The organism is Shewanella electrica, from assembly GCF_022321485.1.
GTDB classification, from domain to species: domain Bacteria; phylum Pseudomonadota; class Gammaproteobacteria; order Enterobacterales; family Shewanellaceae; genus Shewanella; species Shewanella electrica.
In genome coordinates this window covers 39,804-61,311 of sequence record NZ_JAKOGG010000002.1, presented here as the reverse complement: position 1 = coordinate 61,311, position 21,508 = coordinate 39,804, and the positions used below count along the sequence as shown (strand labels likewise).

Here is a 21,508-nt window from a genome sequence, read left to right as displayed (position 1 = left end):
CTCTTACTTTTCGGTTACCTGAAATACTAACTTGCCATCTTCTTGCGCCACTTTGCCGGTAAACAGCTGCTGCTTACCGATACGAAAATGGGCGTTATCTTGCAGCGATAGCGGCATAAATTGCCCACCCAATAGCTGCTGTAGTTGGCGAACATTAATCTGTTTTTCTAACAACACCGCGCGGCCTTTGACCGGATAGGTTTGCCAAGCATCGGCCGCCATGACTGGCTGACTATCACCTTCGACGCAGGCAAGCAGTGTCGGTTGAATAATCATCGCCACCGGTAGCCAGATAAACCAGCTGATCACTTCGCCCTCAAGCACCATGCGGATTTTGTACACCACGGCGGTATGGGTTTCTGGTAGCGATGGTGATTTCATCACTTCCGCCACGCCACCGCTGCGATTACCACGCAGCAAATACTCCAACCCACGTAACAAACGGGAGAAAATCCGCAAGGCGATGCGGCTTTCGGTGATGGTTAACTCGTTGTCGGTGCTGCTCGCTTTGGCGTTAACACGGCCACCAAGGCATAGGTTGGCGAGCTGCTGAATCGCCAGATAATCCATCGCCATGTACGCATCGCTGTCGATGTCGTCGAGATCCATGCGCATCATCAGCGGCGTACCTTCGGCCAGCCACGCGCCCATGGCGGAACCTTGGCAGCGGGTGATCTCAATCTCGAAGCTCAGGCCGTTAATCAGCTGTTGCAGTTCCGTCAGCAACATCTCTTTGATTTCTGGCCGAAGTTTATCGGCTTCAAAAGCGGCATGCTGCTGCTCGCGCTGCTCATGGGTTAATGGATAACGCGCGGCTAATGCAGCACGTTCACCGCGCAGTAACTGCGGGTATTTTTTTTTCTTACTCAAGCAAGGACTCCTGTTGCACACCTTGGTTGCGTTTATTGGTATTGGATTGCACGTGCGGATTGAGCAGCGCCACCAGTTTCAACATGCGACGACGTTTGCTGTCGGGTTCGCGACGCCAATCTACGCCAAGAAACATCAACTTTTCGCTGATCTGGCGCCGATGCACCACTTTGCCTTTGAGGCTTACCGTTTCGTCAATTTCAACCACGATGCGGCTCGGCACCTTTTTATCGACAGGCACCAACAAACCGGTGCCACCCAAGCCAACGTCTTTCATGATGGCGTTACAACCGAACCATTTAATAATCAGCGGCCAATGGAGGCGCACGGCGATGCCGTCATGCTGTAACTCCTCTGGCACTAACTCGCGGCTCAGAGCATGACGCTTATAGATGCGGGCGTTGTCTTGATTGGCGCTCATGATTACATCTCACTTAAACGCGTGACGGGCTGATTAGCTTTGGCTTCTACAGCGGCTTGTTTGACGGCAGGCGCGGTGTCTTCCACCGTTTTGGTCGCAAACAATGCGTTAAGTCGACGTTCGGCTTCTGCGGTCAAAATCAGCAACTCTACCCGGCGGTTTTCGCTGCTGTTTTTGTCTTGGGTATTCAGTAAGCGAGTTGAACCAAAGCCGTTAACTTGCTCAACACGGTCGGCAGGCATACCGCCAGCCACCAACATCTGCCGCGCTTTGAGCGCGCGTGAGGATGATAACTCCCAGTTGCTGTAGCCGCCGCGGCTGTAGGGAGTCACGTCGGTATGGCCGGAGATCACCACCGAGTTTTTAATCTGTTTAAATACGCTGCCAAGGCTGAAGAGCAGATCTTCAAAAAACGGCGTCATCTCTTCTTGACCGCGCGGGAACATCTGGTGCTCTTTGTTATCTTTGATGATCACTCGCAGCCCCGATGGCACCGCCTCGACTTGCAGATTGCCTTCTGCCAGTTGCTGTTTGGCAATCTCTTGAAAGTTTTGTAACAGTGCAGACAACTCCGCTGGCGTGGCTTCTTCGCCCTCAATCATTGAAGTCAGTTTTTTACCTTGACCAGCAAACGGGTCTTGTTCGCCTTTGGGAATATTGAGGTATTCGCTCATGCCCGGCACCGGATTTTCCGGTGGCAAACGGTTCGGCGCTTCGTGGTCAATAATTGAGGGGGTACCGCCGAGATCAATCGGATACGGACTATTCTGCGGTTCAAAAAACGAGGGGCTACCATCGAAAATGGAATGGGTACGCATATAGTGTGCGGTTTTGGCGCGTTCCTCTTTGCTGGACACCTGCATCAACCACATCACCATAAAAAATGCCATCATCGCCAAGGTAAAGTCGGCGAAGGCAACTTTCCAAGCACCACCGTGCTTCTGCCCACCACCGCGCCGACTTTGGCGCCGAATAATAACGCTCTCGTTATTGGTACTCATCAAGCAGCCCTGTTGTTAATCCATTCTTCCATCATGTTGAAGCTAGGTTTCAGCTCCTCGCGGATAAGTTTGCGGCCAGCATCGGTCGCCACAATCGCCACATGTCCCTTGGCATGCGCCACTAACATGGCGCGCACACATTCAAATACCGCCACGTTTTTCTTCACATACTGTTCCATGGAGGAGGCAATCGGCCCCATCAAGCAGTAACAACCAAAAATACCGATGAAAGTCCCCACCAGTGCAGCCGCCACGTGCATACCGATACCACTTAGCGGGCCATCAAGATGCTGCATGGTGATGATGATACCGCCCACCGCTGCCAGAATACCGAAGCCCGGCATCGCTTCCGCCACAGATGCCAGCGAGTGAGACGGTTTCAGTTTTTCATCTTCAATCGTGGCGATCTCCTGCTCCAACATGGCGTCGTAGTCATGGGAAGAAATTTTACCCATACTGAACAGACGTAAGTTATCGCAGATAAAGGTCACCAACTGTGGAAATTCCGAGACCGATGGGTAGGCGAGGAAAATCGAGCTAGTTTCGGGGTTTTCCACGTGTTCGTCTAAGTCTTTCAGGCCACGAGTGCGCGCTAGATCCAGCAAGGCGTACATCAATAACAGCAGTTCCTGATACAGCACATCTTGTTTTTTAGCCGTTTTAAATTGGTATTTGAGTTGGCTGATCATCTCTTTGAGCACGTAGGGCGAGTTACCAACCACTAACGCGCCGATTGCTGCGCCAAAAATAATGATCATCTCGGCCGGTTGCCATAATGCGGCCACGTTGCCACCGGCAAACACGAAACCACCGACCACGGCACCTAATACGATGATCAATCCAATAAATTTTTGCATGGCGTTTCCTGCCTCTAGCCTTTTAATTTTTCAGTCAATAACTGCAACGATTGTTTATGCAGTTGGCACACCCGCGATTCCGTTAATCCCAACGTCAGGGCAATCTCTTTCATGTTGAGTTCATGGGTGTAATACAGTTGCAGCAAGATACGATGCCGCTCTGGCAACATTGCCAAGGTTTGCTTCATCAGTTGGCGCACTTCCAACTGTTCAATATCTTCGTTGCTGTCAGCAAAATGGGTTTGCTGCTCTAGCAAAACTTCAAAGCTCTCGACCACTTCAGCTTGCTCTAAATAGCGCATGTTGAGCAGTTGCCGTTCACTGATCTTCAGCGCGATACAGATTTCACTGTCACGCGGCTCGCGACCTAGCTTGCGGCGTAACTCGCGCACCGCATCGCGAAAATCATGTGCTTCTTTGCGCGATTGCCGTGGCCGCCAATCGAGCCGCCGAAATTCATCGAGCATGGCGCCACGAATCGACTTAAACGCGTACGCTTCAAACTGTTCATCAAAACTACGGCCATAACGGCGAATGGCTTTCAGCAGCGCCATCATGCCGATCTGCTGTAAATCGTCGCGGTCTGCCACCACACCAATCTGCGAGCGCATATGGGCCACCACCCGCCGAACGAGGTGGGCGTAGCGATTCAACGCTTCGTTCTCACCTGCCACGGGTTGGTTTTCTAATTGCTCCCCCGCGGCTTTCCATTCGTGCTGCGCCAACATGGTTATGGCGCCTTATTGCAGATACACATTGGTGACTAATACCTGCTCCAGTTGGCTGTCGATATCTTGCGCCTTGAGTGCCTCGTTAAACTGGGTCAGTAACTGTTGTTGCACGTCGGCCACATTTTCAAACGCCAATTTGGCTTGCTCGTGGGTGGTGTTAGCAAAGTGCTTCACCAAGACATTGCGTAATACTGGTGCTTGCTGTTGTAGCAGATCGAGGAACTGTTGATTCTTGGTCGCTAGCGACAATTCCAGCACTAGGTAGCGTGAGTAGCTGGCGTCACTGACACTGACGACAAAACGTTGCATCGGAAAAAACAGCAGTGGCTGGGCTGGCGCTTTAACGGCTTCAGCTTGTGCACTGACGGCATCAGTTTTCTGATTGGCATAGTAGATCCCTCCCGCAACACCGGCGCCAGCCAAAATCAGTGCGAGAATAATGCCGATAACTACTTTCATGTACTTCTCCTAAAAACAATCCATTATGCGAGACGGTTAATCCAACCTTGCTGTTGATGAGCCTGTGTAAGCGGCTCGTCGTCTAGCGCCAGTGAATTGCTGTCTATCTGATCTGCTAAATACTGTGGTGCTTGCTGCGATGATTGACCGTTGCTATCGCTGCTGGTTAACACCGTGACATCGCTGCCTAATTTGTTCATTAAGGTGGTGCGCAGTTGCTCGGCGGTAGTGGCCATCGCCTCACGTACCGATGACTGGCTGGCGTTGAGATGCACTATGGTGCGGTCGCCCTCGACACTGATACGAACTTCGATACTGCCAAGCCGTGGTGGATCGAGACGGATCTGCGCCACTTGCTGCTGATTGTCCAGTTGCAACTGCACTCGGTCTTTGAGCACATTGAGCAACTGCTGGCCTATCGCCGCGTCTGCCGCGAGGGGGAAACGTTGCACGCCATTATTGGCATTACTATCTAACGCTGGAGTCAACTGCGCGTTAGCCATATGTAGCGCTGGCAGTTCCACCCGTACCGCGTTGAGCGGCGTATCTGCGCTTGATTGGCTGTTAAGTTGTTGCTGCAACGCCATGGATAGCGCCATCACATTGGCTGCCAAGCCATTACTATTGGCGGAGACAGTGGCAGCGGTGGCGCTGACCGTTGACTCGGCAGCAGTGGTGCTGGCGGCGAGCAGGCTATTACTTGTCTGTAACGTGGCAGAGTTCTGCTTAACTGCATCCGCTGACAACGGTGAACTCTGCTTGATGTCAGTGTTAGTGGCGGTATCTGTAACCGTCAGCGGCACCATAATCGGCTGTTCAGCGGTTGCGGGCGGAGTAGCGTTCGCTAGCAGTGGCGATAAGTCAGCTACGGGCTGAGTGGCGCTAACATCGGCGGCATTAACGCTGTTCGCACCATTGCGGCCAGATACCAATGGAGCGGCAATAGCGGAAGCAATCGCCGCAACCTCAGCGGCAGGCAGCGGAGCCGCGTCTGTATTCGCCGCATCGACTAACGGCGGTGGTAGTTGTGCCGTTGTCACGTCAACTTGCGCCATATCGCCAACAACGCTACTTGGCTGAGCGTCAGGCGCTGTCGTGGCCGTTGGTAAAATAAATAGCGATGACAGCCAGCTGCTCGGTAGGCTATCGCTTACTGCTGCGGTTGTTTCTTTATCTGTTGACTGTTGATCAATTTCTGATGTGGTGTCATTGCTGCTGGACGACTCAACCACCAAGGCTTGTTCGTCACCTTGAGATGATTGAGGCAACTGCTCTCCCACGGCGGGGAAAACACTGGTGCTGCTATCTAACGTGTCATCGCTGCGGCTAACTTTGCCTTGGCTACTGCCCGCGCCAGCGCTATTCACGTTGGTTAAATTTATGGTGTTAAGCACATTCATTGCCATTAATTGCCATCCAAAGACGTTTGGTACGCCTTTATTCCCTCTTGATCGCGCAGATGCTGATCCATTTTCTGTTTGATATGTGCTTGTTCTTGCTCGAGTTGCGTCAGCAGTTTTTGATAATGTCCAATCAACAACGGCTTCAAGCGTGGTGCTAAGTCACGGAACTGCGCCAACTCCAATCGCTGTAACAAGACCACAAGTTCACTGTCGAGGCTGCGCAACTGATGCCATTGCTGCTGAGCGGCTGCTTGTTGCATGGCCTTAATGAACCCCTGCACCTCGCGTGCAAACATTAGTTGCTGATTGTCTTCGCTGCTCATGCCGGTCTCAATGTTGTCATTTAAGATGCGCTAATGCGCTGCGGTTCTATGGGGACCATCACCGCCAATCTCACTACTGAAACACAATATACAAAAATCATGCCACCAAACAACACACTGTTTAACAGGGATTTTTACATATTATCGACCACCAAGCGGAAGTTGCACTTCCGCACTACAAGGAAGTGGCAAGTCATCGATTCCGCTCAGATCAAAAAGGGCCACCAACGTGGCAGCCCTTTAGGGAAGGTATGCAACTTACGCTTGCGAACCTATGCCCTTCCACCCCTCTTGCAGGTTGGTCATCACGGTACGGACATTATCCAAAGGTTCGGTGGTGTTACGCAGGCTAGCTTGCAGCACTTGCTGACCACAGTGGTCATACAAGCGCGCCATATTGGCGGCCAGTTCACCACCTTTGTCCAAATCGAGCGATGCTTCTAGGCCACCAAGAATACGCAACATTTTTTCCACGCTATTGGCTTTACGCTCAAAACGGCGACCATTGATATGACCAACAGTACGTTCTAATTCTTCGAGAAAGCCATCAAACAACATCAATACCAGTTGCTGTACATCAGCGCCGGCGGCCTTACCTTCAACAGCAGTGTTTTGGTAAGCAGAATACCCGGTATCAAACATAAAATTACCTCTGGGTGGAGTACGACATTAACTAACGGAAAATGATGACATACTAGATTGCAGCTGGGAAATAGTGATCTGCATTTGTGTAAACTGATTTAAATAACGGGTGTACACATTTTGCATCTTAGTATCGAAGTCATCCTGCTTCTTCTGCACTTTAGACAGTTGATTAGTCAAGGTATCAACTTTGGTTTTGAGGAAACCGAAACGCTCACTGTAAGGGGCCAACGAATCATTCAATTTGTTGAGGACTCCGTTGTCACCGGTCAGCATGGCTGACACTTGGCTCGAATTGTTTTCCAGCGCCTCTTTCAGCTTACCGGTGTCCAGTTCCATCTTACCGTCGCGGTTAAACTCGATGCCTATGGAATACAGCGTGCTACCTTCAAACAACCCTTGAAAACTGCTGCGCATCAAACCTTTGATGCTGCGTGATGAACTGTCTCTGGCGATGCTTGAACCGCCGAGTTCAGTCATCAAATCATTATATTTTTTTACGATATTTTGCAGGTTCTCTGCGGTTTTATCGGTATCTTCGCCAACCGTGATCCGCAGCGGGCTATCATCACTGGTTTGGGCTTTTTTCAAATCGATCGTCACACCGTCGATGATGCCGTCCAACGAGTTAGTGCTTGAGGTCAAGGTAATGGAAGAGCTTGAGCCAAGACGCACTGAAGCATCTTGCGCGGCGGTAAGCTCTTGTTGGTTAGTTAGCGCGCTAGCAAAGGTGTTACCCGCGGCACTACCGTCACTGCTGTAACTTAACGAGACGTTATTGGCCGCACCGGTTTCATTACTGGTAAATACCAGATAGTCACCACCGCCACTACGCATAACGCTAGCAGTTACACCAGTATTATCGGCGCTGTTGTTGACTAGGCGCGCCACATCGGACAACCCCGCCCCGGCGCTGAGCGATGACAGATCCACCACAAACTCTTGGTCACCCACGCTAATGCCTAAATCACCGCTGGTTGGCACAGTAACACCACTATCGAAGCTCATGGCGATTTGATGTGCTTGGGCTAATTTGTCTACATGTAATTCATAGATGCCTGCCGCAGCATCGCTGTCGGCGGTCACTGTGGCGATATCTTCGTTCGATGCGGTGGCAGAATGCGCTAACACACTATCGTCTTTCAGTAACGCCTTTAACGAGTCGGCAAATTCTGACAGATGGGATTTTAACGCAGTAAAGGCTTTCAACTCAGCATTGGTGTTGTTGTATTGCTTCGCCAAAAGTTGATCTTTTTTTGCACGATCCAACTGAGTGTATTGCTCAGCCAGATAAGCGGGATCTGTACTGCTAACTGATGAAGTGCTGGTAGCCATCACGCTGCTCCTGAAATGTCGAGACTCGATAACACAAAGACGCTAAAGACAAATGGGTGGCGCTGGGCCACCCATAATATGTATCAATGTAAGCTGATACTTAGCTGCGGCTTATTAGCCACGCAGCAGAGAAGCGATCATCTGGTTAGTGCTGTTTGATACGCTCAGTACTGAAACACCAGAGTTCATCAGCAGTTGCTGTTTGCTCATGTTTGAAGTTTCTACCGCGTAGTCAGCATCCAACAGGTTAGAAGCCGCAGAATCTGTCGCCTCCTTCATGTTGGTCACGTTGTTGATGGTGTGGTCCAGACGGTTCATGCTAGCACCCAGTGCTGAGCGAGCTGAACCGATGTTATTGATCAAAGTATCAATAGTATCGATTGCAGTAGAGCCGTTTGCTTGAGAGCTTAAGTTACCCAAGGTACCAGCTGTATAAGTACCGTCAGCAGCAACACTACCTACTGCAGTATTTACAGCGCCTACTTGAGTAGAAACATCCACGTTAAGAGTTTCAGCAGTAGAAGAACCGACCTGAAAATCGACACCGTCAGCTGTAGAGAACTTACTGTCGGTACCCGCCAGCAGTTTAGTACCCGCACCAAAGGAGGTGTTGCTCATGATGCTAGCCATTTCTTCTGCCAATGCTTGATATTCGCTGTCCATTGCAGTGAATTCATCGCCACTGTTGGTACCGTTAGCTGCTTGGGTCGCTAGCTCTTTCATACGGTCGGCAATGTTAGTCATTTCGTCAAACGCGCTATCAGCAGTTTGCATCATAGTCATGGCGTTGTTGGAGTTATACAGCGCAGCTTTTTGACCGGTAGACTGCGCAGTCAGACGGTTAGCAATCTGCAGACCGGCGGCGTCATCTTTAGCTGAGTTAATACGCAGACCACTGCCCAGACGTTCCAGCGCGGTACCCAATGCACCGTTAGTACGGTTCAGTTGGTTCTGGATAGACAGTGATGAAGAGTTGTTCATGATAGATAAGGCCATCGTTTATCTCCTTTGAATTCGATGTACCCCATCTATAAGCGGCGCTATTTTGGTAAAACTAAAATTTATTTCTAGAAAAAAGCACGATTATTAGAGGTTTAATCTCAATACACTGAATTTATTATAGTTTTATTTACAAATCATTTCCCCAAATACCGCAAATATTCAATGGCATCTAACAAATGGCGACGCATCGAACGCGAACTCGTTACGGGGCACAGTTTTAAAAACTAGGGCTATGACGATAGCGATGGCATCGCTACCCTTGCCAATCACAGATAATAGATAAAAAAATAGCGCTCGGTGGTTGAGACACCAGAGCACTATGGGTCGGAAACTTAGCATGGGAAGCCTTGTGTGCCATCCCTTGTGCTAACTGGCTGGGCTTAACGCGAAGACAAACTAAAAGACACCAGGTTGCGGGTAATATTGGCCTGCGCAATGATGATTGGCACCGCATGATGGGTTGGCTGCTGCATCAGCTTTTGTACTTCGCCATCAATCTCGGTCAAATGCTCTTCACTCAAAGGCGGTCGCTGCACTTGTTGCAGGCGCATTAAAATCTGCTGACGCCGCTGTTCAATACCCTCTAACGCCGATTTGATGCTACGTTGCAATTTGGCAATCTCTTGCGAGTAGGCTTCGTAACGGGTGTCCGATTGTTGCGATAACTGCTGTAAGTCATCGAGTGCATGGGGCTCATCGTTAAGTGAAATGGCGACGGGATTACCTGCCGCTACCCGTACGCCAGTCCCCATCATCAGCCAAGGCTCTTTTAAGGCGGCACTGCTGTCACCATTGGCATGAAATAACAGTTCACTGCGGTCTGACACACTGACATCAATATTTTGCCCGGCAAATGCTTGGCTGATGGTCTGCAAGTTGTCGCGGCGGCTGGCTCCGGCGGGTAATGCCAAGGAAACGGCCTTACCGCTGCGGCCCATCACAATACTCACCGTTTCATCCATCGCTTTCGGTGACAGTAGATCCACTTTATTGGTCAATGCCTTGGTCAACTTAGTTGACGTTGGTTGCTCTTGGCTCTGCAAGCGATTATTCACGCCGCCTTGTTGCAGTTGACGCTTCATCGCCGCCACCAGTTGGTTCACCTTTTTGCCGCTATCGGGGCTACTGCCTGTTTGCTCAATCTGAGTGTCGAGGGATTTTAACTGACGCGACAGTTGCTGCAATGTGCGAGTGGAATGCTCGCTTTGGCTCATTGATTTAGCGATAGATGCCAATGATACCCAGCGCGACAACACTGCATGTTGTGACGAGCTAGCCTGTTTAGTGACTCGAACGCTGGTACTGCCGCTGTCTCGCTCGGCAACTTGCGACGCCGCCGAGGGGGCAGACATCACCACACGGCCGTCGCTTTTACGTTGAGATTCAATAACCGCAGGAGAGGTATCTATCTGCATGATGTAGCATTATTCCATTAATATCTAAATGAGCGAAAACAGCGAGATGGCGCTGACGCGATTGTACACTTTTAAGGTGGATTCGTAGGACGTTACCGTTTCATTCAACTTTATATAGGTTTCGGCAAAATTCACCTGGCTGATGTCGTCCTTTAACCCTTGGGTATAGACACCAATATCTTGGTTACCAATCTGGATCTGTTCAAGTGATGCGCGCGTGGCACCGACTTGAGTCAACTGATTGGTCAAGGATTGCAAAAATCCGTTGATACCGTCAATCATTGCCCGCGACTGGTCACCTACCGTAGCATCGCCCGGTGTTGAGGTCAGCAGGTTTAAATAGTCGTTCATCTGATTAAGAAAGTCTGCATTCGGGTCGATGGCATCGCCAGTGACATTGCTGGTGACTTTCGAATCTTCCGATACGGCGACTTGGCGAATATTACTATCACCCATGTACTGATAACGGCCAGCAGCATCTTGCTGAAATGGCATCACGTCGGTTTGACTACCAGAGAAATAGTAGCGACCGTCACCATCTTTGGCATTGAGTAAATCCACGACTGCGGGGAATAACACGCTCATCTGCTGCGCTAGCGCACCAATTTCTTCGTCGCCCATGGAGGCATCAGCAGCTGTGGTGGTTAGGTCAACCAAGTTATACAGAATGTTGGTCATGCTAGAGAGCTGAGTCTCTTGTTGGCCCAAGGTGTATTCCACTTGGTTCATATTGGACTGATATTGATCCAAGGTGCTCAACTGGCTGTTCAACGTCAGCAACATCACCGCGCCCAACGGATCATCGGAGGGCTTTTGAATACGTTGGTTCGTCGCCAACTGCACGGAATAGTCGTTGTAAGCTTGTGTGCCGTTGCTGATGTTTCGAAGAATATTTTGCTGATATAGATGCGAACTGACTCTCATGTTCACTCCTTAAAACATGTTCAACAACGTTTGAAACGTTTGATCGGCAATAGAAATCACTTTGGCATTGGCTTGGTACATCTGCTGATAATACAGAATGTTAGCCGCCTCTTCATCACGGTTAACGCCGGACAAATTGTCACGCGCGGCAACCGCGTTATCGCTCAGTGCTTGGGTGGTAGCCACGTTGCTTTGGTTTTCTGAACTGTTCGACGCCAAGGCACCGACTAACAATGAATAGCCATTCGACTGTGACTTAAGCGCATCAATGACACCTTGAATGTTGCTGTTATCACCAACACCACCGACAGCCACCCAGTTACCACCAGCATCATTTCCGCCACCGATGAACGCCAGCTTGTCGGTGGTGATATCTGGATTGACCGCAAACGTGCCCAATGGGTCATTGGCATCGTAGCTAAACAGTGGAATACCGGCATCGCCATTCAGATCAAAACCTTGGGACAATGCGTTGTTCACGTCATCGGCCAGTTGACTGAGGATGGTGCTCATCGAGTCGACCGTTGGTGTTAACACTTCAGTGTCGGCACTGATTAAACCACCGAGCGAACCGCCCACATTGGCAGTCAACCCAAATTGCTGCCGACCAAAGGTGATCGATACGTCGGTACGGTCCACCGTCATGCTGGCCGCTTGGCTACCCACTAACAGCGGTGAACCGTTGTTGGTGGAGATATTGATAGAGCCATCGCGCTGTTCGCTGACAGAGATACCGACAAAAGATGCCAACGACGTCACCAGTTGCTCACGGCTGTCTTTCAACGCCGCTGTCGCGTCGCCTTTGGCGGTGGCGACCGTGATTTTTTTGTTGTAGTCGGCCAGTTTCTGCAAGGTACTATCAACGCTGCTCGCCGTTTGACTAAGCTGTAAACCGAGTTGATCACGCTGATCGCTGATGGCGCCATTAATCTGTGCCATTTTGTTAACCAACGATGATGCCGAAGACAACACTTCTTGCCGATAAGCGGGTGATTCTGGCGCAGTCAGCGCTGAACTCAAGGCATCGGCAATGGTGCTGATCGCATCGTTAAAGTTGAGCGAATCGGTGCCCATCAACTCTTCTGCGTAACCAAGGTAGCTTTGTTTGCTGTTGTAGTACGAGGCATCTGACTGAGTGCGCCAAATATCTTGGTTATAGAAACCGTTTACCACGCGGTCAACATTGTTGACCACTACCCCGTTAAGGTTGCCGGAGGTAGCAAACTGCACCGCTTGACGGCTATAACCTACCGTAGCGGAGTTTGCCACGTTATTTCCGCTTACGGTCAGCGCCACATTAGCGGCGTTAAGGCCCGAAAGCGCATTAGACAACATACCCGGCATAACTACCTCTCTTCAGGGAAATCGATACCGCTAGCCATTAATGGCTGGGAAAAAGCGGCTCCTTCTATAGCTAAGGCGACCGTTTGTTGCGGTTCCTTTAATTTATTTTCTAATTGATGCAAATGCCCGCTCAGTTGCTGGTACATCTGCTCAGCCAGTCCCACCTGTCCAGACGACGCCATATACTGCGAAATCTGACTGTTATAGATGTCTTGATACATACGCTGCTCACGGCTGGCAAACATGCCATCTTCACCGCTGACCGCTTCGGTGGCACTGTTCATGTTTTTCAGTACCAGTTGCAGGAACATCGCTTCAAACTGTTCGGACGCTTGTTTGAGGCCTTCCGCCTCAGTCAAATTACCGTAAATCTGTTCAACTTGTTTCGGATCAATTGCCAGCATGCGCGTCAGTGCTGGCGAGATTTCATTGGCCATGGCGCAAAAATTCCTTATATCACGATCAGGTCGGCTTCCAGCGAGCCAGCTTTATCAAGCGCAATGAGGATGGACATCAACTCTGCCGGAGTCGCGCCTAGACTATTAATCGCCTGTACGATGGTCTCCAGCGAGGTGCCATCGGGGAATACCATCATGTTGTTGCGTTGCTGATCAACGGCCACATCACTGTTGTTCACTGGCATGGTGGTGCCGTTGGAGAATGGGCCAGGTTGGCTGACGCCTTGGCGCTCAGCGACGGTAATCGTCAGGCTGCCGTGGGTCACAGCGGCCTTATGCACCCGAACCAGTTCGTTGATCACCACAGTGCCAGATCGGCTGTTAAAGATCACTTTTGGCCGTTGGCTGCCCTGCTCGACTTGCACGTCTTGCAGCATTGACATAAAGGTGTTGAAGTCGTTCGGATCTCGTGGTGCGCTCACCACTAACTTGCTCCAACTCTCGGCATTGGCAACCCCCGCACCAAACATCTTATTGATGGCATTAACCACATTACGGGCGGTTTTATAGTTAGGAGATTTGAGATTCAATACCACCTGCCCTGCTTGAGCGGTGCGAGACAGAATTTCGCGCTCAACGGTAGCGCCATTGGGGATGGTCCCAGCGGTAGGCACGTTAACTGTCACCGATGACCCAGTACTGCCAGAAGCGTTAACGCCCCCGACAACCAAGTTACCTTGCGCCAAGGCATAAACTTTACCATCGACACCCCGCAGCGGTGTCAACACTAAGCTGCCGCCGAGCAAACTTTTAGCATCGCCTAACGAACTAATGGTGACGTCAATGGTTTGGCCGGGCGCGGCATTGGGAGGTAAGGTCGCTTGCACGGTGACGGCGGCAATGTTTTTGGTGCGCGGTAGATCGCCTTCATCCATCTTCACACCAAACTGCTTCAACATGTTGTTAAGCGATTGTCCGGCAAACTTGATCTGCGATTTATCGCCAGTGCCCGCTAAACCAACCACCAAACCATAACCAACCAGTTGGTTCTCACGAGTGCCCTGCACATCCACTAAGTCCAACAGCGCACGACTACTTGCTTGAGCCATTGGAGCTATCATGCCAGCGGCTAATGCCATCACCACAAGGATTCTTGAAAACATAACTCTGCCTTAGAACGGATTGAGGTAGCGGGTAAACAATTTAGTTAACCAACCAGGTTCTTGAGAATCGGCCAAATCGCCACTGCCTTCGTAGCTGATTTTGGCGTCAGCAATACGCTGCGACGATATTTGGTTTGACACATCAATATCTTCGGGACGCACCACGCCTTCCAATTCCAAATACTCATCGCCTTGATTTAAGCGGATCTGTTTGCGACCTTTGACTCGCAACGAACCATTGGGCAATACCTCAATCACTCGTACCGAGAGGAAACCCGTCAGCGAGTTTTGCTGGTTTGCGGAGCTTTGGCCGTTAAATGCGGTTGAGGAGTTGGCTTTAATCGCCAAGTCATTGGTATTGAGTGTGCCCACTAACGGCACGCCCACATCCCAACTGCTGTCTTTGCCGGCACTGCTATCAGCGCTCTTGCTCGACATGGTGCGTTCATTTAGCAACACTGTCAGCACGTCACCTACGGTGTAAGCGCGAGTATCAGCAAATAAGGCAAACATGTATGAATCGCTGTACAGCCCACCGTCTTGTGGTGCGGCGACGTGCGCAGACGCGGCATAAATATCATCATCGGTACTGCTGGTTGTCGCCGCGGTATCGGACTCTGGCGTGCTACTACAGCCAGCGAGTAGCGATAGTAACAACCAGCCAGTTAGCTTATAAGCGCTCATTGTCATCACATATTTTGGTTAACGAAGCGCAGCATCTCATCCGCAGCAGAAACGACTTTGGCATTCATTTCATACGCGCGCTGCACGGCGATCATGTCGACCATTTCATCAACCACACTCACGTTAGAGCCTTCGACGGTAAACTGTTGCAGTTCCCCCAGCGCATCTTGACCGGGAATACCTTCAATCGGCGCACCTGATGCCGCCGTTTCGCGATACAAGTTACCGCCAAGCGCTTCCAAACCTGCGGGATTGGTAAAGTTAACCGTTTGGATCTGACCAATGTTTTGCGGTGCGGCATTGTTACCGGCAACCACCGCGCTGACAGTACCATCTTTGCCGATAGTCACTTTGGTGGTGTTATCTGGGATGGTAATGTTTTGCGCCAATGGCAGACCATCGCTATTCACCAACATCGACTCAGCATTGAGCTGGAATTGGCCGTTGCGACTGTAGAGAACATCGCCGTTAGGACTTTCAATTTGGAAAAAACCTTGACCGGTAATCGCCACATCTAACGGGTTTTTAGTGGTTTCAAACGAACCTTCAGTAAACTGCTTCTGGGTCCCGTTGATGCGCACCCCGGTGCCCATTTGCAAACCAGATGGCACTTGGTTCAACTCGTCGGCTTGAGTGCCGGGTTGACGCTGAACTTGATAAAACAGATCTTGGAACATCGCGCGGTCTTTTTTAAAGCCGACCGTACTGACGTTCGCTAAGTTGTTAGAGATGGTGGTCATACGCAAGTCTTGCGCTTCTAACCCGGTCTTACTGACCCATAATGCTGAGCTACTCATCTACGACTATTCCTTACCTTATGACTGACCACGAACCAAACGGTCGCCTGATTCGGCCAGTTCATTGGCCATCTTCATCATCTTGATATTCATTTCAAACTGACGGCTGATATTCATGGTTCTTACCATTTCGGCCACAGCGTTAACGTTGGAACCTTCCAACTTGCCGGTAGCCACACTGACGGTCGGGTCAGCAACCAACTGCTCGCCATCAGCGGCGCGTAACAGACCATCTTGGCCTTTGACTAAGTTATTGTCAGTGCTGACCAACTTCAGCTGCGCATCTTGCGCAATCAGACCGCCGCCAACGGGCGTTAAGTTGATAGTGCCGTCAGGGCTAATATCGATATCGCCATATTGCTGCAACTGGATTGGCCCTTCGTTGCCAATGACCTGTAAACCGTTAACGGTCAAACGGCCTTGACCATCCACCATCAGGTTACCAGCACGGGTATACGCCTCTTCGCCGTTGGCATCTTCCACTGCCAGATAACCGTTATCACTCATGGCGATATCTAGCTTGCGGCCGGTTTCCATCATCGGCCCCGATGCCAAACTGGTGCTCACCGGCATCAACTGCGCTTGATAGCGAGTACGGAAACCGTCGCCAGCGACCAACATCGATTGCGCTTGTTCGAGGTCAGCACGAAAACCGTTAGTGCTCACGTTGGCTAAGTTGTTGGCGACAACTTGCAATGCTTTGTTATTCAGCTCCGCGCCGGAAACGGCGGTATAAATTAAACGTTCCATTTATCCGCTAATCCTTATACCGCGTTGAACAACACTTGCATCATCTGATCGGCACTGCTGATGGTTTTGGCGTTGGCTTGATAGTTTTGTTGGAATGAAATGAGATCAACCAGCTGTTTGCTGATATCAACGTTTGAACTCATATAACGACCAGTTAATAGTTGTCCTACCGTGTCTGATGCAGCGGTTGCATACAGTGGCGTACCAGAATCGGCAGTGCTGACCCACATGGTGTCATTCACTTGCTCAAGACCGTTAACGTTAGCAAAGGTTGCCATCACCAATTGGCCTTGCAATTTGCTTTCTCCGTTAGAAAATGTCGCAAACAGTTTGCCATCGTCATCGACGTTGACACCGGTATATTCCCCCGAGGTGTAACCGTCAGCATCATTGGTATACATAGAAAAACCTGAGCCGTACTGGGTACTGCGGGTTAAGTCTAAGGTCAGCGCCATATCGCCAGCACCACTCGGGTTACCAGCGCTATCCAATGGCGTGAAAGCTAGACCAACTTTACGTTGAGAGTAAGGATCTGTGACGTTGTCATCAGCGACACCGCCTGCGGGAATAGTTGGAGTGCCTAACGCCTGCATCTGCCCATCGCTGCCAGAAAACGTCATGGTAACAACGGCGGCCGAAAATTCGACGCCACCAACGCTAACACTTTGGCTTCCGACAGTGGCGCCAGTAGGTGCAGTTACGCCTGCGGTTAATGGCTGACCATCAACAAAATACATAGCCTGCCACTGGTTATTACCGGTGTGATTGAAGTACTGGGTCAATACATGGCTGTTACCTAATGAGTCAAACATCTCTGTCGATTGAGAGAAGTTGTAGGAAGAACCATCTGTCGGATCAAAGGTTTCTGGCGCAGTTGGATACGGAATAACATCGCTGGCAGAACTGAAGTTTGCCGCAAAATCGATGCTTTCGGTCGCTTTCGCGGCAATGTTTTGACCTTCGATACTCAAATCGGTCATCACCCCTGGGACAATATTGCCATTGTCATCAACACCATAGCCGCGTAGGTTAGCACCAGCCGCATTGACGATCTTTAAATCATCATCCAGACCAAACTGGCCCGCTTGGGTGTAGGCTTCTTTGCCGCCGTTATTCATCACAAAAAAACCGCTGCCAACAATTGCTAAATCAAGGTCTTTATCGGTACGAACTAGGTCGCCTGATGTGGCAAAATCTTCTTTAATATCTGAAACTTTCACACCACCTCGTTGCCCGCCGTTATACACCGCAGCAAATTCAGTGCTGCCCGCTTTATAACCTGCCGTCGCCGAGTTGGCGATGTTGTTACTGGTCACTTCCAGTGCCGATTGAGTACTTTGCAACCCACTCAAGCCGATTTGAAAAATAGACATACTCTCGATTCCCTATACTGTTATGACTTAGTGACCAACTGATTGATATCAGTGAGATTAAAGTTACCTAGCCCATTAACTTGCAACAAAATATCATCGGCGCCAGTGCCAACAGACACGCGCTCGACGGCGCCATTCAACCAAGCGGTTAATCCGGTTGATAGACCATTAGCTTGCGTGGCCTGTACTCGCACGCTGTACTGACCGGCATCCTGATCTGCGAATTTGAAACTCAAGGTGCCAACACCGCTATAAGGCAGTTTTTGCTCTGCAACCAAGTCCCCGTCGGCATCGTAGAGCTGCGCCGTCACCGATTCGGCCGCCGCAGACAGATTGACGCTACCGCTAATATCACCGTCCTGCTCTAGAACCACACTACTGGCGGGAACACTGACTTCTCGGCCAACCAATTGCGTCGTTTCTAGCACTTTCATTACATCGAGCGAACTTTGGTTTGCCGCCGTGTTTTCACGAATGCCTTGTAATGATTCGAGGCTGCTAAACTGCGCTAACTGAGTGACGTATTCAGTGCCATCGGAAGGATCGAGCGGGTTTTGATGGCTAATCTGTGCCACCAGCAACTCCAAAAACATGTTGGAGAGATCTTCACCATTGCTCGCAATGCTATTGGCGGCGGCAAAGTTACCGGCAGTGCTGCCTTGTGAAACGCTGTCAACCATAACAACTCCTTATGATTGGCCTAGGCGCAGGATGCTCTGCTGCATGCTGTTAACCTTGCCCAGAATCTCAACCGAGGTCTGGTAGCTGCGCGAGGCAGACATCATATCGGCCATCTCTTCCAGTGAATTAACGTTGGAATAGAACACGTAACCATCGGCGTTGGCGATAGGGTTATTGGGCTCGTAACGCTGCTCGACAGCGCGATCGGATTGCACAATACCCATCATTTTTACGCTGGCAGACAGATTATTGCCCGTATCAGTATCACCCGAGGCGGTTTGATACATGGCGGAGAACACTGGTTTCAGTGCGCGGTAGGCGTCTTGTTCGCTACCAGCGACGGTATCGGCGTTCGCCAAATTAGATGCGATGGTATCCAACCGCATCACCTGTGCGTTCATTGCGCTGCCGCTAATGTCATAGATGTTGTTGAAAGACATGGTTATTTACCTTTAATCGCTGAGTAGATACCGTTAATTTTCATATTCATAAAGGTCATACTGGTCTGAAAATCCATGTTGTTTTGCGCAAACTTGGCTTGTTCAACGTTCAGCTCAACGCTGTTGCCGTCGGCCGAAGGTTGATACGGAATGCGATACATCAGCGGATGCTCTGCCGTCACCACGCCACCGTCGTTGTGATTCATGCTCGATTGCACATCTTGCATCACGCTCTGGTAGTCCAAATCGCGTGCTTTAAATCCTGGAGTATCGACATTCGCTAGATTGCTAGCGATAATTTCCGCACGCTCTAACCGCAATGCCATTGAATAAGGATGTACTCCAAAGGCTTTATCAAATGGTCCCACGTCAGTGCCCTTTTGAATAACAGGTATGAATATTGAACAGTGGTAAACAAATTTTATGCCAACATACAAAAGCCTTTAATATCAGTGTTATGACTATTACCGATGAAAACTTACGTGCAATAAAGGAAGCGCTACTTCCGCAGCGGAAACACTTTGTGCTGTTACTTCCGCTACTGCTGACTGGCCTCCCCGCTCATGCCGATAATGGCATCAGCGCCGCCTTGAAGCAGCATGTGGAACAGGAACTCAGCAGTTACCAACAACGGCAGAATTTTCAGGCAACTAAGCAGAAAATCGAGTTGCGTATTGCCGATGCCACCGTTACGCAACCGTGTGATAGTTGGCAGTTTTCTCGGCCTAACGCTGATCGGGCGCCACTGGGGCGCGTTGGTTATCGCATCCAATGTCTGCAACCCAATGCGTGGACCAGCCGCGCCATTGCCGAAGTACATCTGTGGGCCAAGGTGGTAATTGCCACCAAAACCTTAGAGCGCGACACCCAAATTCGGGCGGGCGATATCAAACTGGCCCCCTTTGATTTAGCCAAGCTCAACGATGCGGCACTGTTTCACGCAACGGATGTACTCAATAAGATAGTCCGACGTAGGATTCAGGCGGGCCAGTCAATTTTGTCCTTTCAGCTAGAATCACCTGAATTGGTCAAGCGCGGCGATATGGTGACTTTGCTGGTAAAAATAGCGGGATTTAGTGCCTCAACCCGTGGTACCGCGCTAGAAGATGGCAAGCTCAATGAGCGCGTTAAGGTAAGAAATAACAGCTCAGATAAAGTGCTTGAAGGTACGGTATTAGCCGATGGTCAAGTGCTGGTCGATTTTATTGGTCAATAATTTAAGTTTTGCGTGCAAGTGGTCGCCTAAGATAATTAGTCAGGGTTTAGTTCAAGAGTATTTAGCATGAAAATTCGCAACCAAGGTGTGGTTCCTATTGAGCAGCTTAAAGCTGACACTCAAAAAACAGCCGCTGAAACCCCCAAGCCAAACGCAACTGTAGCCACTGACAACAGTGCCAAAATCAGCAACGCCAGTCTGGCTGCCGGCGCCTCGTTGCAGCATCTAAGTGCTAAAGACGAAGTTGACATGGATAAAGTCAATGCCATGCGCAGCGCGATTGAAAAAGGTGAACTATCACTGGATGCCGATGCATTAATCTCCGCCGTGTTGGAGCTGCATCGTCGATGAGTGATTCAATCAAAGATCTGAAAAGCTTTTTTGCCAGTATTCGCAGTGATATCAAACAATTGGACACCTTAATTGTTCAGTTTGAGCGCCAATACGAACTACTGAGTAACCGCGATGGTCAACATCTGCCCGATCTCAACAGCACCATGTTAAGTTTGCTCGACGAACTGCGGGTCTCGAACCGAAGTCGAGAACAATACCTAAAGCAACTCGGCCTCCCCGGCGATAAACAGGGCCTAGAAATGTTACAGAGCAAACTGCCGGAACCCACGCGTCATATGGTGGCAGAGCTGCTGCAGGAGATCAGTTTAAAAGTACAGACCTGCAACATGATGAATGAACGCGCGGGAAAACTGCTCGCCTGTCAACGCAGCATCATGACCCAACTCGGCAATATCAAGAATCAACAGGCTTACCCCGACTTTCGTGCCTAGTGCTGTTTATCTTTGGCGTTCAATTTTGGTTCAAATTAAACACGTTATGAACGAGGCTCGGCCTGCGACGCTTAGTCAACTAAGCAAGCTAGACGCTACAAAGTTCTGTAGGCGTTTAAATGAGCCCTTCCGCCAACGACAGCATTACGCGAAATAACGTCACCCTACTTTGGTCAACAGTACTTGTTAACCATCAGATTCCCGATTCATTTTCCCTTTCTGTCGCATCAGCCCCTCACTTGCACCACAAACCTAGAGGCGATTGCTCCTTGGCGTTTAATTTTGTTCAAATTAAACGCGCTAGGAACGAGACGCGGACAGTGATGCTTAGTCAACTAAACAAGCTGGGCGCAACAAAGTTCAAGAGCGTTTAAATCTCTTTTAGGCAAACATGCACAAGAATGCCAAACCTCATGCTTAGCTACACAGCAAAACCACATGCAGCTTCTATACTTATCAGCGCAAAGATGACCAGCAGCAATTACCCCATGAGC

26 protein-coding genes are annotated in these 21,508 nt (G+C 50.1%); 3 read left to right on the top strand and 23 right to left on the bottom strand.

The window, feature by feature from the left end; genetic code table 11:
- Positions 1 to 3: 3 nt before the first annotated feature.
- From L9G74_RS02845 to flgB, 23 genes are all read right to left on the bottom strand, one after another.
- Complete coding sequence (locus L9G74_RS02845) at positions 4 to 870, bottom strand: FliM/FliN family flagellar motor switch protein (protein WP_238894775.1); 867 nt, start codon at positions 868 to 870, stop codon at positions 4 to 6.
- The gene (locus L9G74_RS02840; RefSeq protein ID WP_238894774.1) at positions 863 to 1,291 is read right to left on the bottom strand and encodes a PilZ domain-containing protein; all 429 of its coding nucleotides are present in this window, start codon (positions 1,289 to 1,291) and stop codon (positions 863 to 865) included. The genes L9G74_RS02845 and L9G74_RS02840 overlap by 8 nt, the downstream gene beginning before the upstream one ends.
- Before the next feature lie 2 nt (positions 1,292 to 1,293).
- Positions 1,294 to 2,292, bottom strand: a complete 999-nt coding sequence (locus L9G74_RS02835; RefSeq protein ID WP_238894773.1) for a flagellar motor protein MotB — start codon at positions 2,290 to 2,292, stop codon at positions 1,294 to 1,296.
- Entirely contained in the window at positions 2,292 to 3,149 is an 858-nt protein-coding gene (gene motA / locus L9G74_RS02830; protein WP_238894772.1) for a flagellar motor stator protein MotA, read from the bottom strand. Before motA ends, L9G74_RS02835 begins: the two co-directional genes overlap by 1 nt.
- 14 nt (positions 3,150 to 3,163) lie before the next feature.
- Positions 3,164 to 3,877 carry an RNA polymerase sigma factor FliA gene (fliA, locus tag L9G74_RS02825; RefSeq protein ID WP_238894771.1) on the bottom strand — a complete coding sequence of 238 codons (714 nt, stop codon included), beginning with the start codon at positions 3,875 to 3,877 and terminating at the stop codon, positions 3,164 to 3,166.
- Between the two features lie 12 nt (positions 3,878 to 3,889).
- On the bottom strand, positions 3,890 to 4,339 hold the full coding sequence (locus L9G74_RS02820; protein WP_238894770.1) for a flagellar basal body-associated FliL family protein: 450 nt from the start codon (positions 4,337 to 4,339) through the stop codon (positions 3,890 to 3,892).
- 23 nt (positions 4,340 to 4,362) lie between these two features.
- Complete coding sequence (locus tag L9G74_RS02815) at positions 4,363 to 5,745, bottom strand: flagellar hook-length control protein FliK (protein WP_238894769.1); 1,383 nt, start codon at positions 5,743 to 5,745, stop codon at positions 4,363 to 4,365.
- A complete protein-coding gene (locus L9G74_RS02810; RefSeq protein WP_238894768.1) occupies positions 5,745 to 6,065 on the bottom strand; it encodes a hypothetical protein in 321 nt (106 codons plus the stop codon). Before L9G74_RS02810 ends, L9G74_RS02815 begins: the two co-directional genes overlap by 1 nt.
- Positions 6,066 to 6,323: 258 nt before the next feature.
- A complete protein-coding gene (gene fliS, locus L9G74_RS02805; RefSeq protein WP_238894767.1) occupies positions 6,324 to 6,707 on the bottom strand; it encodes a flagellar export chaperone FliS in 384 nt (127 codons plus the stop codon).
- A 27-nt stretch (positions 6,708 to 6,734) separates the two neighbouring features.
- On the bottom strand, positions 6,735 to 8,042 hold the full coding sequence (gene fliD / locus L9G74_RS02800; protein ID WP_238894766.1) for a flagellar filament capping protein FliD: 1,308 nt from the start codon (positions 8,040 to 8,042) through the stop codon (positions 6,735 to 6,737).
- 114 nt (positions 8,043 to 8,156) lie between these two features.
- Complete coding sequence (locus tag L9G74_RS02795; protein WP_238894765.1) at positions 8,157 to 9,038, bottom strand: flagellin N-terminal helical domain-containing protein; 882 nt, start codon at positions 9,036 to 9,038, stop codon at positions 8,157 to 8,159.
- Positions 9,039 to 9,424: 386 nt separating this feature from the next.
- On the bottom strand, positions 9,425 to 10,459 hold the full coding sequence (locus L9G74_RS02790) for a hypothetical protein (protein WP_238894764.1): 1,035 nt from the start codon (positions 10,457 to 10,459) through the stop codon (positions 9,425 to 9,427).
- 24 nt (positions 10,460 to 10,483) lie between these two features.
- On the bottom strand, positions 10,484 to 11,383 hold the full coding sequence (flgL, locus tag L9G74_RS02785) for a flagellar hook-associated protein FlgL (protein WP_238894763.1): 900 nt from the start codon (positions 11,381 to 11,383) through the stop codon (positions 10,484 to 10,486).
- Positions 11,384 to 11,392: 9 nt separating this feature from the next.
- Positions 11,393 to 12,718: a flagellar hook-associated protein FlgK gene (gene flgK / locus L9G74_RS02780; RefSeq protein WP_238895158.1), complete on the bottom strand. Its 1,326-nt coding sequence runs from the start codon at positions 12,716 to 12,718 to the stop codon at positions 11,393 to 11,395.
- An 11-nt stretch (positions 12,719 to 12,729) separates the two neighbouring features.
- Positions 12,730 to 13,164: a rod-binding protein gene (locus tag L9G74_RS02775; protein WP_238894762.1), complete on the bottom strand. Its 435-nt coding sequence runs from the start codon at positions 13,162 to 13,164 to the stop codon at positions 12,730 to 12,732.
- Positions 13,165 to 13,178: 14 nt separating this feature from the next.
- A complete protein-coding gene (locus L9G74_RS02770) occupies positions 13,179 to 14,288 on the bottom strand; it encodes a flagellar basal body P-ring protein FlgI (protein WP_275297230.1) in 1,110 nt (369 codons plus the stop codon).
- Positions 14,289 to 14,297: 9 nt separating this feature from the next.
- Positions 14,298 to 14,972 carry a flagellar basal body L-ring protein FlgH gene (locus tag L9G74_RS02765; protein ID WP_238894761.1) on the bottom strand — a complete coding sequence of 225 codons (675 nt, stop codon included), beginning with the start codon at positions 14,970 to 14,972 and terminating at the stop codon, positions 14,298 to 14,300.
- A 5-nt stretch (positions 14,973 to 14,977) separates the two neighbouring features.
- Complete coding sequence (gene flgG / locus L9G74_RS02760) at positions 14,978 to 15,769, bottom strand: flagellar basal-body rod protein FlgG (protein ID WP_238894760.1); 792 nt, start codon at positions 15,767 to 15,769, stop codon at positions 14,978 to 14,980.
- 18 nt (positions 15,770 to 15,787) lie between these two features.
- Positions 15,788 to 16,519, bottom strand: a complete 732-nt coding sequence (locus tag L9G74_RS02755) for a flagellar basal body rod protein FlgF (RefSeq protein WP_238894759.1) — start codon at positions 16,517 to 16,519, stop codon at positions 15,788 to 15,790.
- 14 nt (positions 16,520 to 16,533) lie between these two features.
- Complete coding sequence (locus L9G74_RS02750; protein ID WP_238894758.1) at positions 16,534 to 17,892, bottom strand: flagellar hook-basal body complex protein; 1,359 nt, start codon at positions 17,890 to 17,892, stop codon at positions 16,534 to 16,536.
- Between the two features lie 20 nt (positions 17,893 to 17,912).
- Positions 17,913 to 18,572 carry a flagellar hook assembly protein FlgD gene (locus L9G74_RS02745; RefSeq protein WP_238894757.1) on the bottom strand — a complete coding sequence of 220 codons (660 nt, stop codon included), beginning with the start codon at positions 18,570 to 18,572 and terminating at the stop codon, positions 17,913 to 17,915.
- Positions 18,573 to 18,581: 9 nt separating this feature from the next.
- Complete coding sequence (flgC, locus tag L9G74_RS02740) at positions 18,582 to 19,013, bottom strand: flagellar basal body rod protein FlgC (protein WP_238894756.1); 432 nt, start codon at positions 19,011 to 19,013, stop codon at positions 18,582 to 18,584.
- Between the two features lie 2 nt (positions 19,014 to 19,015).
- On the bottom strand, positions 19,016 to 19,381 hold the full coding sequence (flgB, locus tag L9G74_RS02735) for a flagellar basal body rod protein FlgB (protein WP_326521500.1): 366 nt from the start codon (positions 19,379 to 19,381) through the stop codon (positions 19,016 to 19,018).
- An 89-nt stretch (positions 19,382 to 19,470) separates the two neighbouring features.
- Between flgB and flgA the strand changes: the two genes are divergently transcribed.
- From flgA to flgN, 3 genes are all read left to right on the top strand, one after another.
- Positions 19,471 to 20,229 (top strand): flagellar basal body P-ring formation chaperone FlgA, encoded by a 759-nt coding sequence (gene flgA / locus L9G74_RS02730; RefSeq protein ID WP_238894755.1) that lies wholly within the window; start codon positions 19,471 to 19,473, stop codon positions 20,227 to 20,229.
- 66 nt (positions 20,230 to 20,295) lie between these two features.
- Positions 20,296 to 20,580 carry a flagellar biosynthesis anti-sigma factor FlgM gene (locus tag L9G74_RS02725; protein ID WP_238894754.1) on the top strand — a complete coding sequence of 95 codons (285 nt, stop codon included), beginning with the start codon at positions 20,296 to 20,298 and terminating at the stop codon, positions 20,578 to 20,580.
- Complete coding sequence (flgN, locus tag L9G74_RS02720) at positions 20,577 to 21,014, top strand: flagellar export chaperone FlgN (RefSeq protein ID WP_238894753.1); 438 nt, start codon at positions 20,577 to 20,579, stop codon at positions 21,012 to 21,014. The genes L9G74_RS02725 and flgN overlap by 4 nt, the downstream gene beginning before the upstream one ends.
- Positions 21,015 to 21,508 lie beyond the last annotated feature (494 nt).